Origin of the sequence: Marinobacter sp. (genome assembly GCF_041687235.1) — a bacterium.
Taxonomy (GTDB): Bacteria; Pseudomonadota; Gammaproteobacteria; order Pseudomonadales; family Oleiphilaceae; genus Marinobacter.
On record NZ_JAWLCH010000016.1, the window covers coordinates 48,543 to 63,285 of the forward strand.

The 14,743-nt window shown below is 57.9% G+C and carries 12 protein-coding genes; 6 read left to right on the forward strand and 6 right to left on the reverse strand.

The window, feature by feature from the left end:
- The first annotated feature begins 250 nt into the window (after positions 1-250).
- From ACESMK_RS17215 to hslU, 5 genes are all read left to right on the forward strand, one after another.
- Positions 251-2,425, forward strand: a complete 2,175-nt coding sequence (locus ACESMK_RS17215) for a primosomal protein N' (protein WP_373001379.1) — start codon at positions 251-253, stop codon at positions 2,423-2,425.
- Between the two features lie 131 nt (positions 2,426-2,556).
- On the forward strand, positions 2,557-4,242 hold the full coding sequence (argS, locus tag ACESMK_RS17220) for an arginine--tRNA ligase (RefSeq protein ID WP_373001381.1): 1,686 nt from the start codon (positions 2,557-2,559) through the stop codon (positions 4,240-4,242).
- A 6-nt stretch (positions 4,243-4,248) separates the two neighbouring features.
- Positions 4,249-4,884, forward strand: a complete 636-nt coding sequence (locus ACESMK_RS17225; RefSeq protein WP_373001383.1) for an SPOR domain-containing protein — start codon at positions 4,249-4,251, stop codon at positions 4,882-4,884.
- Positions 4,885-4,974: 90 nt separating this feature from the next.
- Positions 4,975-5,505 (forward strand): ATP-dependent protease subunit HslV, encoded by a 531-nt coding sequence (gene hslV / locus ACESMK_RS17230; protein ID WP_008170810.1) that lies wholly within the window; start codon positions 4,975-4,977, stop codon positions 5,503-5,505.
- A gap of 12 nt (positions 5,506-5,517) precedes the next feature.
- Positions 5,518-6,846: an HslU--HslV peptidase ATPase subunit gene (gene hslU / locus ACESMK_RS17235; RefSeq protein ID WP_373001385.1), complete on the forward strand. Its 1,329-nt coding sequence runs from the start codon at positions 5,518-5,520 to the stop codon at positions 6,844-6,846.
- 58 nt (positions 6,847-6,904) lie between these two features.
- On the opposite strand, the gene ACESMK_RS17240 is transcribed toward hslU, so the two are convergent.
- From ACESMK_RS17240 to ACESMK_RS17250, 3 genes are all read right to left on the reverse strand, one after another.
- On the reverse strand, positions 6,905-8,146 hold the full coding sequence (locus ACESMK_RS17240) for a patatin-like phospholipase family protein (RefSeq protein WP_373001387.1): 1,242 nt from the start codon (positions 8,144-8,146) through the stop codon (positions 6,905-6,907).
- A gap of 122 nt (positions 8,147-8,268) precedes the next feature.
- The gene (gene ptsP / locus ACESMK_RS17245) at positions 8,269-10,575 is read right to left on the reverse strand and encodes a phosphoenolpyruvate--protein phosphotransferase (protein WP_373001389.1); all 2,307 of its coding nucleotides are present in this window, start codon (positions 10,573-10,575) and stop codon (positions 8,269-8,271) included.
- 15 nt (positions 10,576-10,590) lie between these two features.
- Entirely contained in the window at positions 10,591-11,121 is a 531-nt protein-coding gene (locus tag ACESMK_RS17250; RefSeq protein WP_373001391.1) for an RNA pyrophosphohydrolase, read from the reverse strand.
- Positions 11,122-11,294: 173 nt separating this feature from the next.
- On the opposite strand from ACESMK_RS17250, the gene ACESMK_RS17255 reads away from it, so the two are divergent.
- The gene (locus tag ACESMK_RS17255) at positions 11,295-11,951 is read left to right on the forward strand and encodes an HAD family hydrolase (RefSeq protein WP_373001393.1); all 657 of its coding nucleotides are present in this window, start codon (positions 11,295-11,297) and stop codon (positions 11,949-11,951) included.
- Between the two features lie 54 nt (positions 11,952-12,005).
- Here ACESMK_RS17255 and ACESMK_RS17260 read toward each other — a convergent pair whose 3' ends face one another.
- The 3 genes from ACESMK_RS17260 to ACESMK_RS17270 form a co-directional block, all read right to left on the reverse strand.
- Positions 12,006-13,202, reverse strand: a complete 1,197-nt coding sequence (locus ACESMK_RS17260) for a class I SAM-dependent rRNA methyltransferase (protein WP_373001395.1) — start codon at positions 13,200-13,202, stop codon at positions 12,006-12,008.
- Between the two features lie 178 nt (positions 13,203-13,380).
- Positions 13,381-13,773, reverse strand: coding sequence for a glycine cleavage system protein GcvH (gcvH, locus tag ACESMK_RS17265; RefSeq protein WP_373001397.1), 393 nt, complete (start codon positions 13,771-13,773; stop codon positions 13,381-13,383).
- A gap of 46 nt (positions 13,774-13,819) precedes the next feature.
- The gene (locus ACESMK_RS17270) at positions 13,820-14,710 is read right to left on the reverse strand and encodes a LysR family transcriptional regulator (protein ID WP_373001399.1); all 891 of its coding nucleotides are present in this window, start codon (positions 14,708-14,710) and stop codon (positions 13,820-13,822) included.
- Positions 14,711-14,743 lie beyond the last annotated feature (33 nt).

Here is a 14,743-nt window from a genome sequence, read left to right on the forward strand (position 1 = left end):
GGTCATGCCGCTACCTGATCACGGGGCAGATAAACCACCCGGGTGCCAGGCACCGCATGTTTGAATCAATTGAGAAGACGGGGCACAATCATGCCCTGCCGGAAACAGACCGCGAATCTTACTTGCAATTATTCTCGCAGGCAAGTACCACGCTGTTCTACAGGCTCGCCCACTCCGGAATTCACGGCAGGCCAGCGATCGCAACAGGATAGGGAAAAACCGTGACATCCGTAATCCTCTGGAGCATTCAGTGCCACTGATCGCACGCATTGCCCTAAATCGTCCGCTACGCCGACTCTTCGATTACCTTGTTCCCGACGACCTGCAACTGGTCCCGGGCCAGCGAGTGCGAATTCCCTTCGGTCGACAACAAGCAATTGGCCTCGTCGTGGAGATCGGCGTTGAGCCACCGGCCGGCATCAACCTCAAACCTGTGGCCGGTGTGGTAGAGGATTGGCCAGCACTCCCCCCCGAAACCTTCAGGCTCCTCAGCTGGGCAAGCGACTATTACCAGCATCCTTTGGGCGAGTGCCTGTTCACCGCCCTACCCCCGGCTCTCAGACGAGGGAGAAAAGCGGAAGAAAAAACGGAGGAGTGGTGGCGTGTGCTCGACAACAACGCAACGCTCCCGGCGAACGCCCATAAACAAAAGGCGCTTTTCGACTGGCTGAGCCAGCACCCTGAGGGCGCCCCTGCAACCGATGTACTCAAGGCCGGATTCGGTCGAGCCCAGCTCAACGCCCTTCGCGAAAGACAATTGATCGAAACTGTCTTACCTCCGTTACAGAAGGCATTCTCTGAGGAGCCTGAACTTCTGGCTCGGCGGCCAGACCTGTCTGGCGCCCAGACTTCTGCAGCGAAAGAGCTGGCACCTCCCAGCGAAGGATTCGGCGCCTTCCTTCTATACGGTATTACCGGCAGCGGAAAAACCGAGATTTACCTCCACTATCTGAAACAACAACTCGGAGACAGGGATCAAGCCCTGGTGCTGGTTCCGGAGATCAATCTCACACCGCAAACCGTTGCCCGGTTCCAACGTTACTTCGGCAGGCGGATCGTGGTCTGGCACTCGGCCCTGAACGATGGGGAGCGCCTGACAACCTGGCTGAGGGTCCGCAACGGGGAACCGGTTATCCTGGTTGGCACCCGGTCAGCGGTATTGCTTCCCTTCACTGGCCTGCGAACGATTATCGTTGATGAAGAACACGACAACTCCTATAAGCAAGGTGAAGGATTCCGCTACTCGGGCCGCGACCTCGCCGTCTATCGCGCACATCTGAACAACTGCCCCGTCATTCTGGGGTCGGCAACGCCATCACTGGAATCCGTGTACAACGCGAAACAGGCCAAATACCACCTGGTCAAGCTGGAGGAACGAGCCGGCAATGCGACACCACCAGTCATCAGCCTGCTCGACATCCGCAGTCGCCCCTTGGAAGGGGGCCTGTCCCGCCCCGCCCTGAACGCCATAAAGCAGGCCCTGGCAAAAGGTGAGCAGGCCTTGGTCTTCGTTAATCGGCGGGGATTTGCCCCGGTCATGATGTGCTTTGACTGTGGCCACATGGTCGAGTGCCCACGCTGCGACACCCGCCTGACCTATCATCGCCGGGACCGGGCGATGCGGTGCCACCATTGCGACTACCAGACTGCGGCCACGGAGCATTGCCCCAAATGCCGGAGCGATGCCTTCAAACCTGTCGGACAAGGCACAGAAAGGACGGAAGACATTCTGGCCACCACCTTCCCGGATACGCCTGTGGTGCGGGTGGATCGCGACAGCACTCAGCGGAAAGGCAGCATTCAGGGCATCCTGAACCAGGTGAACAGTGGCAAGCCGTGCGTACTCGTCGGTACACAGATGCTGGCCAAAGGGCACGATTTCCCGAATGTTACGCTCGTCGTGGTGGTCAACGCCGACGGCGGGCTGTTCAGCGTGGACTTCCGGGCCCCGGAACAACTGATTCAGACCCTTCTGCAGGTCAGCGGCCGTGCCGGCCGCGGCACAAAACCCGGCAAAGTTCTGGTGCAAACCTGCCACAGTGACCACCCGTTACTGAAAACGCTCTGCGAAGGCCAGTATCTCGATATCGCCGACCAACTCCTCAAAGAACGTGAAGAAGGCCAATTCCCGCCATTCCGCGCCATGGCGATCTTCCGGGCGGAGGCGGACACCATGGAAAAGAGCCTGCAAGTTCTCGATGCCATAAAACCGCTTGCCAATAGTTCCGACGTTGAAACCTGGGGCCCGCTGCCGGCGATGATTGCCCGGCGCGCCGACAAGCACAGGGCACAACTTATCCTTAATGCCCGGAACCGGAAACGACTGAACAGTTTGCTGACCGGAATCTGTCAGGAACTGGACCAGAGAAAGCTGCCAAATGGGGCCAGATGGATGATTGATGTTGACCCGCAAGAGACCGGTTAAAGAGAACATGGATCACAACCACCCGGGTCTTTTGCTTGCAGCCAAACTTTCCGCGATAATAGCCGCCTTCTGTTTTCAACGGGCCTCCTGCCCCGAATCCAATTCTTCTGTAAACCGAGCCATCTGACAGCATGAAAGAGACCGTTTCCGATCTGCTCCAGTCTGCACTGGCAGCACTCCAAGCCGATGGCACTCTGCCTGCGGACCAGTCCTTCACTCCTCAGGTGGGGAACACCAAGGACAAGTCTCACGGGGACTACGCCTGCAACATTGCCCTGGTTGCCTCAAAGGCTGCCGGTTGCCCGCCTCGCAAACTGGCGGAGGTCCTTATCGACAATCTGCCGCAGAGCAAAGCCGTGGAGAAAGTGGAGATTGCCGGGCCCGGTTTTATCAACTTCTTCATGAGCACGGCCAGCGCTTTCGAAGTGATCAACACCATACTTGATGAAGGCGATCGTTTCGGGCGCAACAATCAGGGCAAGGGTGAAAAAGTTCAGGTGGAGTTTGTTTCGGCCAACCCCACAGGCCCCCTCCACGTTGGCCACGGCCGTGGCGCGGCGATCGGTGACTGCCTTTGCCGGCTGCTGGAAGCCAACGGTTACGATGTAACCCGGGAGTTCTACTATAACGACGCCGGGGCCCAGATTGATAACCTGGCGCGTTCTGTTCAGGCCCGGGTGAAAGGTCTGACGCCGGACGACGAGAGCTGGCCGGCGGACGGCTATCGTGGAGACTATATCGTTGATGTCGCCAAGGCCTACCTTGCTGGCGATACCGTCACGGCGGACGATCGGGCAGTGACCGCCAAGGCGGATCCGGAAGACCGCGACGCCATCCGCGAATTTGCCGTCGCCTACCTGCGCCGGGAGCAGGATCTGGACCTGAAAGCCTTTGGCGTTCAGTTTGATGTCTATTTCCTGGAATCTTCCCTGTACGAAGACGGCAAGGTTGAAGCCACGGTCAAGCGCCTGCAGGAAAATGGCTACACCTACGAGCAGGATGGCGCCATGTGGCTGAAAACCACCGAGTTCGGCGACGACAAGGATCGGGTCATGCGCAAGAAGGACGGTGGCTACACCTACTTCCTGCCGGATGTCGCCTATCACCTGGACAAATGGCAACGGGGCTTTACCACCGTTATCAACGAACAGGGTGCCGACCACCACTCTACCGTTACCCGCGTTCGCGCCGGCTTGCAGGCGCTGAATGCCGGTATTCCGGAAGGCTGGCCAGACTATGTACTGCACCAGATGGTGATGGTGACCCGCTCCGGCCAGGAGGTGAAAATCTCCAAACGCGCTGGCAGCTACGTGACCGTCCGGGACCTGATTGATGAAGTTGGCCGCGACGCCACCCGGTTCTTCCTGGCCGCGCGCCGGGTGGATTCCCAGTTGACCTTCGATATCGATCTGGCCCGCTCCCAGACCAATGAAAACCCGGTCTATTACGTTCAGTATGCCCATGCGCGCATCTGCAGCGTGCTTCGAAAACTGGCCGATGAAGGCGTGGAGCGTGGCCGGAACGAGTGCCTCGGGGACCTCTCTCTGTTAACGCTGGATGAGGAAAAAGACCTGGCCAACCAGTTGGCAAAGTACCCGGAACTGATTGCCAATTCCGCGGCCCAACGTGAACCGCACCACCTCACGCACTATCTGCGGGATCTGGCGGGCCAGTTCCATACCTACTACAACGCCCACAAGGTGTTGATTGAGGACACCGCCGTTCGCGATGCCAGGGTCAGCCTCTACCTGGCGATCAGGCAGGTGATTGCCAACGGCCTGGACCTGCTGGGCGTCAGCGCACCGGAAGAGATGTAAGAACGAATGTCCCGAGACTACGCCCGCAAGGATCGACCCGCCAAGGCTTCAGCGACTTCGCACAGGAAACCTGCGAAGCCGTCAAAGCCAAAGGCAGCCCGGCCAAAGTCCACACCTAGTGCCCGCTCCCAGCACGGCGGCTTGTCACTCAAGTGGATACTGTCCCTGGCCGCTGTGGGCGGCTTTATCGGGTTTATCGTGTATCTTAACTCTCTTCCGACGAGTCCCGGGCCACAACAGACGGTGACTGAAAAACCGGCGCAGAAACCCGCCCAGAAGCCCGCTGAAACGGCCAGCGAGGAGGATAAACCCGGCTTCCGTTTCTACGAGATGCTTCCGGAGTCTGAGGTAATTCCGCCAAAGGTCGAGGAATACACACCCGGCCCGACGCAGACAGACTTTCACTACCTGCTCCAATCCGGTTCCTTCCGGAGCAAGGAAGATGCCGAGCGGCAGCGAGCCCAGATTGCCTTTCAAGGGCTGCGGGCGAGCACTCAGAGGATTGACCTGGACAACGGTTCCGTCTGGTACCGCGTCAACGTTGGCCCGTTCACATCCCGAAGCCAGATGAACTCCGCTATCGACAAACTGGTTTCCCTGAATATCCAGCCCCTGGTCCGAAAGATTCCCAAGGAAGGGTGATCTTTCGCGCTCCGGGCGTACACCTTGAATTCACACCAGAAGCCACCATAACAACGGGATACCAATTTCAATCAGGCAATTGGAGCCCAAATGACTACCATTCTTTCCGTCAGGCGTGATGACGAAGTTGCCATGGGTGGCGACGGCCAGGTTTCCCTCGGCAACACCGTGATGAAGGGCAATGCCCGGAAGGTACGCCGTCTCTACAACGGCCAGGTGATCGCCGGTTTTGCGGGCGGCACTGCCGATGCCTTTACCCTGTTCGAGCGTTTCGAGGCCCAGCTTGAGAAGCATCAGGGCAACCTCACCAGAGCTGCAGTTGAACTGGCAAAAGATTGGCGGACAGACCGTGCACTGCGCAGACTTGAAGCCTTGCTGGCCGTGGCAGACAAAACCGCATCCCTGATTATCACCGGCAATGGCGATGTCATAGAGCCGGAACAGGGCCTGATTGCCATCGGCTCGGGTGGCCCCTTTGCTCAGGCTTCGGCCCGGGCTCTGCTTGAGAACACCGACCTGTCCGCCCACGAGATTGTCGAGAAAGGTCTGGATATCGCCGCAGATATCTGTATCTACACCAACCACAACCGCACCCTCGAAGTGCTCTCCAAAAACGACTGATCCGGAGCGACCATGTCTGCAATGACTCCCCGTGAGATTGTCCACGAACTCAACAAACACATCGTGGGCCAGGAAGAAGCCAAGCGGGCGGTGGCGATCGCCCTGAGAAATCGCTGGCGCCGGATGCAGCTGGACAGCAGCCTGCGCGATGAAGTAACCCCCAAGAATATTCTGATGATCGGCCCCACCGGTGTCGGTAAAACCGAAATCGCCCGGCGCCTGGCGAAGCTGGCCGACGCCCCGTTCCTGAAAGTGGAAGCCACCAAGTTCACGGAGGTCGGCTATGTTGGCCGTGACGTGGAATCCATTATCCGTGATCTGGCAGATATGGCGGTCAAAATGCTGCGCGAAGCCGAGATGAAGCGCCACGAAGGGCGGGCACTGGACGCAGCGGAGGAGCGGATTCTGGACGCATTGATCCCACCCCCCAGGGATTTCGGTGAAGACAGCCAACGCAGCTCAGATAGCTCCACTCGGCAGTTGTTCCGGAAAAAGCTCAGGGAAGGCGAGCTGGATGACAAGGAAATTGAAATTGACCTGCGCAATTCCGGAGCCGGTGTGGAAATCATGGCACCTCCGGGCATGGAGGAGATGACCAACCAGCTACAAAGCATGTTCTCCAACCTCTCTTCCGACAAGCGCAAGACCCGAAAAATGAAGGTCTCGGACGCCCTCAAACGGGTCAAGGAAGAAGAAGCGGCCAAACTGGTCAACGAGGAGGAGATCAAACAGAAAGCCATTCAAGCGGTAGAACAGAACGGCATCGTATTTGTGGACGAGATCGACAAGGTAGCCAAGCGATCCGAAAACACCTCCTCGGATGTTTCTCGCGAGGGTGTCCAGCGTGACCTGTTGCCGCTGATTGAGGGCAGCACTGTGAGTACAAAATACGGTTCGGTGCGCACCGATCACATTCTGTTTATCGCTTCCGGCGCGTTCCACCTGTCCAAGCCTTCGGATCTTATACCCGAGCTTCAGGGCCGTCTGCCGATTCGTGTTGAGCTTCAGGCACTGACGCCTGAGGACTTCAAGCGAATCCTGACCGAACCGGATGCATCCCTGGTGCAGCAGTACGAAGCACTGATGCTGACCGAAGGTGTCAAACTGACATTCCAGGAAGATGCGATCGCCCGCATTGCAGAGGTTGCCTGGAAGGTGAACGAAAGCACCGAAAACATTGGCGCTCGCAGGCTGCATACCGTGCTTGAGCGGTTGCTTGAAACCCTGTCTTTCGATGCCGGCGACAAGGTGACCGACGATTTTGAGGTGACCGCCGAATACGTCGATGAAAAGCTTGGAGAATTGTCAGAAGACGAGGATCTGAGCCGGTATATTCTCTGAATAGCGACCCGGGGTCAGAGGGAAACTTCGTCTGGCCCCGACTTACTCTATCCCGGCATTACTGCGCCTTTGAAAACAGGTGCGAGACGTTGCCCAACCCGGTCGCCAATCGACCCTTTTCCGCTTTTTTCTTCCTGCCCTTGGCCACATAAAGTGGCAGCATTTCGCCATAAAGGCTGGTACTGATCGTCCGCTGTTCATCTTCCAGACGATCCCGCCTCAGGGTAATGCCATATTTTTCCAGCTTGGGCTCCAGTTGATCGGCACGGTTCAGAAGATCACGACGTGTCATCTGGTAGGCGTGCTCACACACCATTCTACGGGACTGGAAGCTGAATACGTTGGAGAAGAACAGCTTGGCGTCGTCACGGGTGGGTTCAAACAGCAGGATGTCCTTGTCCGGATAATCCCGGGCGTACTGGGCAATACCGGATTGCATCCTCGAGTACACCATGGTCCTGAAGGTTTGCGACAGAAGGTGGGGCATGCCAGAGCGGGTCAGTTCGCCCGGCTTCATGGAGCCGGCCCGGACCGCAGCGCTGGCGTCAATCGGAACCTGAGGATTAACGGCGAAAACCAGGTCAGCACCGTCTTCAAAGGCAACCGAGGCGTGCAACCCCTTGCGCAAGGTACCGTCCACGTAATAGCGCCCATCAATATCCACAGGCACATACAGGCCCGGCGAGGAGGTGCTGGCCTGAATCGCCTTGGAAATAGGCACGTGATCAAAGCCCGGCGCGCCAAAGCAGACAGCCTCGGTGCTTTCGACATCAGCAGCAACTATGTAGAGGCTTCGCTTGAGCTGACGGAAATCATTGGTACGACCGAGCATCGTAAAGGCCCGCTTGAGGTACTCATGCAGGCCTTCGTTATCAAACAGCCCGGCGGGCGCTGCCTGCGCCAGGATCGTCATGGCTTCAAGCAGGCTCTGGTCGTAGGGATTGTTGACGAAGCGGCTCACCGCTGTCGAAACCAGACCCGGTATTGCCAGCAAACGGCTGCCAATCTCCCGGAAGGCAGGCCGATAAAACACTTCAGGATGGAACGGGTGCACCTCTGCTTCATTGCGCACGAAAATCCGGCACAATTGCGCGGTGGTCATCTGGTTGGCCAGATTCGCCGCCACGAAAGAACCCGCATTCACACCCACATACACATCAATATTGTTGAAGTCGAGACCATCAAGTGCTTCATCCAGAGCCCGGAGAGCTCCGATCTCATAAATTCCGCCCAAGGGGCCACCACCGCCGAGGGCGAGGCCGATGCGGGGCGCGGATTTATGATCAGTTGGCGACTTCATAGCCTTCCCTTTTCCGGATAACGAATGCGGGTCCGTCACACGGACCGCCGGATACTTCAGGTACCAAGATAACAACCGTAGTTAGAGTACACACCCTATAATTGCCGACATCGGGCCCGTGATCAGGAAACGGCCGCCTCCGATACCGCCATGGCCGTAGACTTGCCAGGCCGCAGGTAACGGCCGAAGCCAGCATTTCGCAATGCCAGATCCACACAACTCTTGATCACATGAGGCGAATCCAGCAGCAGCACATCTTCCAGCAACTGGATGGCCCATTCCCGGCTGACACTACGAATCACCGACTTGACCTTCGGCAGACTGGCCGCGTTCATGGACAGGGAATCGTACCCCATGGCCATCAGCAGCAGCGCACCACCGGGATCACCCGCCAGCTCGCCACAGATACCAACCGGTTTACCGACAGAGTGAGCGTCCTGGGCAATCCGGACCAGCGCCTGAAGCACCGCCGGGTGATAGGAATGATAAAGCTGGGCTACCCGGGGGTTGTTCCGATCCACCGCCAACAGATACTGGGTCAGGTCGTTGGAACCAACAGAGAGGAAGTCCACCCGGTCTGCCAGCTCCCGGATCTGGTAGACCGCAGCAGGAATCTCGACCATCACACCCACTTTGGGCATGTGAATGTCATAGCCCTCCTCGCGAACCTCGTGATACACCCGGTAAATCAGGTGCAGGGACTCTTCCACTTCCGAGATATTGGAGATCATCGGCAGCATGATCTGGAGGTTGTTCAGCCCCTCGCTGGCCTTGAGCATGGCCCTGACCTGCACCAGGAAGATCTCCGGATGGTCAAGCGTGACCCGGATACCACGCCAGCCCAGGAACGGGTTTTCTTCCTGGATCGGAAAGTAGGTCAGCGCCTTGTCGCCGCCAATGTCCAGTGTACGCATGGTAACCGGGCTGGGCGCAAAGGCTTCGAGCTGCTCCCGGTAGTACTCGCGCTGTTCCTGCTCAGAGGGGAACCGATCCTTGATCATGAACGGCACTTCGGTCCGGTACAGGCCGATACCCTCAGCACCGTGGGAGAGCGAACGGACAACATCGGTCATCAAACCGGTGTTCACCAGCAGCGAAACCCGGTGATGATCCGTGGTTTCACAGGGCTTGTCCTTGAGGACCTCAAGCCCCCGGATCAGCTCGTCTTCTTCATCGCAGATTGCCTGGTAATAGGAACGGAGATCTGAGGAGGGTGATGCAAAGATCTGACCTTCAAAACCATCAACAATCAGTTCCTTGCCATCGAGCTGGTTGACTGGAATGTCCACCAGCCCCATGACCGTGGGCACGCCCATGGCGCGGGCAAGAATGGCCACGTGGGAATTACTGGAGCCCTTGACCGACACCAGGCCAATCAATTGCCCCTTGGGAACCTCGCCCAGCATGGCTGGTGTGAGCTCCTCGCTGACCAGCACCGTTCGCTCGGGATAATTCAGGTGTTTCTGCTCCCCCTCCTGCAGGTGAGACAGCAGGCGGCGACCCAGATCCCGGATATCAACAGCGCGCTCCTGGAGGTAATGATCATCCATCATCTCGAAGTGACGGATATACTGCTGTACCACCTGCTTCAGCGCGCCCTGGGCCCAGATACCTTCCCGGATCTTGTTAGCGACCTCCCCGGGCATGGCATCGTCGCCCAGCATTCTGAGATAGACATCGAACAACGCCTGCTCTTCCGGGCGCAGCTGCGAAGCCAGCCGTTTGGCGACGCGCTCGATATCTTCCCTGACTGCCTTGACCGAAGCGCCAAAGAGTTCCAGCTCCTGATCGATATCGTCGGTGGGCTTTTCCGGAACCACATCCAGATCGGCCGACGGGTAAACGACGACGCCACTGCCGATGGCAACACCCGGAGCGCCTGGCACACCGTTGAAGCTGACATCGTGAGCCTCTTCACCGGTCAGGGACAGCCCGCTGATGGCGCCGGTCGCCTCACTGTGAGCGATAACCCCGGCCAGCTGTGCGGAGACGGTAACCAGAAAGGCCTCTTCGCCTTCATCAAAGCACCGGGAACTTTCCCGCTGCTGGACAACAAGAACCCCCAATACCCGGCGATGGTGAATAATCGGAACACCGAGGAAAGAGCGGAAACGTTCTTCCCCGGTCTCCGGGAAATAGCGATAACGGGGATGGGAGGGTGCATCTTCCAGATTGATCGGCTCTTCGCGCGAACCCACGAGTCCCACAAGGCCTTCGGAATAGGCCAGGCTCACCTGACCCACCGCCTTGCGGTAGAGGCCTTCCGTCGCCATCAGAATGTAGCGGTTGGTGGCCGGATCAAGCAGGTAGACGGAACAGACCTCGGTTCCCATGGCCTTCTGCACCCGCGATACAATGATATCCAGCGCCTCCTGCAGATCGCGGGCGCTGTTTACCTCTTGTACAAGACTTCGCAGAATGCTCAGCATGGCGGTATCAGTCCGTCATTTCGTATGTTCCTGTAAGCGCTGCCCCTGTTCCGCCTGATGCCACTGTTCCATGTTGTAAAACAGCCGCGGCGCAAGCTCTCTCAGCGCACGTCGATACACTTCTCGCTTGAAGGAAACCACCTGTCCCAACGGATACCAGTAGCTTACCCACTGCCAGCCATCGAATTCCGGTGAATCCGTGCCGTCCACGCAAACCTGCGCATCCGGCGATAACATCCTCAGCAGGAACCATTTCTGTTTTTGGCCCACACAAACGGGGTGGGAGTTTTGGCGTACCATCCTCCTCGGGAGTCGATACCTCAGCCAGCCTCGCGTGCAGCTGATGATTTCCACATCGTTTGCACAGAGACCGATTTCCTCTCCAAGCTCCCGGTACAGTGCGTCCTCTGGGGATTCATCGTGTTTGATGCCACCCTGGGGGAACTGCCAGGAGTCCTGCCCTATTCGCCTTGCCCAGAGAACTTCTCCCCTGTGGTTGGCCAGAATGATTCCGACGTTGGGTCTGAAACCGTCTGAATCGATCACGGCACAGTCCTCTCAAAAGTCGGTGGACCGGCACAAAAATTCACCGGTCGGATTTGTCCAAGTTGCTCTCATTCTTACAGAATCCCAAGGGTTCGGCAAACGGAGCCGTTGGGGACAGGTCGTGGTAGACTTGGCGTTTTCCTGCAAGCCCTGTGATCACCGGAGGTAACCGCTTGACGCTCGCAATTTTTGATCTGGACAACACCCTTCTGGCCGGCGACAGCGACCACGCCTGGGGCGAGTTTCTGGTAGAGGAAGGCATCGTCGATGCCGAGGAATACCGCCTTGCCAACGATCGCTTCTACCAGGAATACCTGAACGGTGAACTGGATATCCTGCATTACCTGGGCTTTGCCCTTCAGCCGCTGGCCAGTCATAACATGAGCGAGCTGCTGGCCTGGCGGGACGCCTTCATGGAAAAAAAAGTACGCCCCATGATGCAGCCCAGCGCGAACACCCTTCTGGACAGCCACCGGGAGCAGGGCCATACGCTGATGATCATCACCGCCACCAACCGCTTCGTAACCGAGCCGATTGCCGAAGCACTCGGAATAGAACACCTGATTGCCACCGAACCAGAGCTGGTCAACGGCCGCTACACAGGCGAAGTGGCTGGCACTCCAAGCTTTCAGGATGGCAAGGTCACGCGCCTGGATGACTGGCTGGCAGCCCATAACAGGACACTTGAGGGGGCGTGGTTCTACAGCGACTCCCACAATGACCTGCCGCTGCTGAAGAAAGTGGACAACCCGGTGGCCGTCGACCCGGACCCGACCCTGGAGCAATTTGCCCGGGACAACGGCTGGAAAGTGATGTCATTGAGAGGCTGAAACGTGAACATGAGGTCCGATGAAAGCGTTCATCGGACCCCGGCTTTAGCTTTCTCAGAAGAAGCCAGTCAGTGAGCGAACAAAGCAGGATTTGATGTAATCGGTCTCGGGAATACCCGGAATCACCGGATGATCCGGAGCCTGATGCCCCTGCTCCAGCAACTGGACAAAGCGGTCGATCTTCCGGCCGCTTCCACGAATGATGTCCACCAGCTTCTCCTGCGAGAGGTGCATGGAACAGGACGCGGACACCAGAATGCCGTCGCGCTCCAATAACCGCAGACCAAGCTGATTCAGGCGGGCATAGGCCTCCTCCCCCGCCTTCTGATCCCTGCGCCGGGGAATCAGTGCCGGCGGATCCAGCACCACCACATCAAACTTCTCCTTCTCATCCGCCAGCGCCTTCAGGGCCTCGAAGGCATCTCCTTCAATGGTTTCCACATTATCCAGGCCGTTGAGCCTGGCGTTATGGTGGACCGAATCAATGGCACTGGCGGAACTGTCCACACAAGTCACCTGGGTGGCCCCCGCACAAGCCGCCTGGATACCCCAGCCACCAACGTAACTGAACACATCCAGAACCCGCTTGCCCGGGGCATAGGCCTGCAAACGAGCACGATTCATCCGGTGATCATAGAACCAGCCGGTTTTCTGGCCGCCTTCCAAAGGCACCTCGAACCGGACACCGTTCTCCTCCACCTCCAGAAGACGGATTTCAGCGCCATGAGCCTGCTCCACGTAGGTATCCAGCCCCTCCACCTTGCGCATCTTGCCATCGTTCTTGAGGATGATCGCATCCGGATGCGCCAGCCGCTGCACCGCCCGAACAACCGCTTCCTTCATCGCCTCCATACCGGCCGTGGAAATCTGCACCACCACCGTGGAATCAAACCGGTCAATTACCAGCCCCGACAGCCCGTCACTGTCGCCAAACACCCAACGATAAAACGGCTTGTCAAAAAGCCGCTCCCGCAACGCCAGCGCGGCTTCCATCCTCTGGGTCAAGCGCTGCGGCGTCATACCATGGCCCGGGTCCCGACTGATCAGCCGGCCACAAATCAGCGCATGGGGGTTCACGAACACCGTGCCCAATGGCTTGTCATTCGAGGCACGAAGCTCCGCCTGAACACCGGCCTCGAAATCCGTCAGCGGGCTGCGGCGGGTGTCCACCTCATTACTGTATACCCAGAGATGGCCAGCACGGAGACGGCGCTCTGCGCCTTTTCGAAGATACAGAACCGGAAAATTCATAAAGACCACCTGGAAAGGAAAGACAGGGATTATACAAGATGAGTTGAAACTGATACCGATGTATGACGGGCTGACGGGGCGGGCCTTCCAAAACTGTGCGGAGCCAAGCGTACAGGGACGTATTCACAGCGTGTTTTGGAAGGCCCGCCCCGTCAGGCCAGCCTCCCAAATGGAAGTATTATTCCTCGGCAGCCACATGCTCCGCATAAGCCGAAGCATCCATCAGGCCATCCAGCTCACCGGCATCCTCCAGCCGAACCTTGTAGAGCCAGCCGTCGCCATAAGGATCTTCGTTGACCTTCTCCGGCTCATCCTCAAGGCTCTCATTCACCTCAATAACCTCGCCCGTCACCGGGCTGAACACATCCGAAGCCGACTTGACCGACTCGGCCACACCAGCCTCTTCACCACCGTTAACCGTAGCGCCCACATCCGGAACCCCGATATAAACCACATCACCCAGCTGCTCCTGGGCAAAATCCGTAATGCCGACCGTCGCCGTGCCATCATCGGACACGCGAACCCACTGGTGGGTCTCAATGTATTTCAGATCTGCGGGTATCTCGCTCATAGTCTGTTTTCCTGAGAAAATTTTTTGCGCAGTTTAACCGAAGACGTTAGCTCCAGCGAACCTCACTTGCCAGCTTCATGAACGAATTCAGGTAATCCACTTCCCGGTCCCGCTCACGAAGGCCCAGGAAGATCTGCTTGGGAATACCAGCCTCACCAAGCTGGACCGGTCGAACCGGCATCCGGGCACCGTAATCCTCTACCAACCAGCGCGGAAGAGCTGCCACGCCACGCCCTGCGGCGACCATTTGCAGCATGATATCCGTCGTTTCAATGGTTTTGTGCCGCGCCGGACTGGTGTGGGCCGGCAGCAGGAAACGCGTATAGATATCCAGCCGCTCAATTTCCACCGGGTAGGTAATCAGAACCTCCTTCTCAAGATCCTCGGGTTCAGCCCAGGCCTTGCCTGCCAACGGATGGTCTTCGCCCACAACAAGCACCTGCTCGTAGTCGAACACGGGTTCAAAAACCAGCCCCGGCCTATGCAACGGGTCCGGGGTCACCAGCATATCGATATCGTGACCGAACAGAGCCCCAATGCCACCGAACTGGAATTTCTGCTTCACATCCACATCCACGCCAGGCCAGCGCTCAAGGTAAGGACCGACCACTTTCAGCAGCCACTGGTAACAGGGATGACACTCCATTCCGATGCGAAGAGTGCCACGCTGCCCCCGGGCGAACTGGCCAATCAGCATCTCCGCGTGTTCCAGCTGTGGCAACAGCCTGGTGGCAAGTGACAGAAGATACTCACCTGACTGGGTCAACCGAAGCTGTCGCCCTTCCCGGATCCAGATATCGGTGCCTAACTGATGCTCAAGCTTACGAACGGAATGGCTGAGGGCAGACTGGGTGAGATGCAGGTGCTCGGCCGCCGCTGTGAGAGAACCCTGCTGACTGACTGCCCTGAGAATCGCCAGATGGCTACGTTCGATCATTACCACCCCATGCATGACTAATATTCATCGATA

Bases quoted from the DNA above. Each gene is read 5' to 3' on its own strand.
- argS (WP_373001381.1), top strand. From the start codon at position 2,557: ATGAAAGAGACCGTTTCCGATCTGCTCCAGTCTGCACTGGCAGCACTC.
- ACESMK_RS17225 (WP_373001383.1), top strand. From the start codon at position 4,249: ATGTCCCGAGACTACGCCCGCAAGGATCGACCCGCCAAGGCTTCAGCG.
- hslV (WP_008170810.1), top strand. From the start codon at position 4,975: ATGACTACCATTCTTTCCGTCAGGCGTGATGACGAAGTTGCCATGGGT.
- hslU (WP_373001385.1), top strand. From the start codon at position 5,518: ATGTCTGCAATGACTCCCCGTGAGATTGTCCACGAACTCAACAAACAC.
- ACESMK_RS17240 (WP_373001387.1), bottom strand. From the start codon at position 8,146: ATGAAGTCGCCAACTGATCATAAATCCGCGCCCCGCATCGGCCTCGCC.
- ptsP (WP_373001389.1), bottom strand. From the start codon at position 10,575: ATGCTGAGCATTCTGCGAAGTCTTGTACAAGAGGTAAACAGCGCCCGC.
- ACESMK_RS17260 (WP_373001395.1), bottom strand. From the start codon at position 13,202: ATGAATTTTCCGGTTCTGTATCTTCGAAAAGGCGCAGAGCGCCGTCTC.
- gcvH (WP_373001397.1), bottom strand. From the start codon at position 13,773: ATGAGCGAGATACCCGCAGATCTGAAATACATTGAGACCCACCAGTGG.
- ACESMK_RS17270 (WP_373001399.1), bottom strand. From the start codon at position 14,710: ATGATCGAACGTAGCCATCTGGCGATTCTCAGGGCAGTCAGTCAGCAG.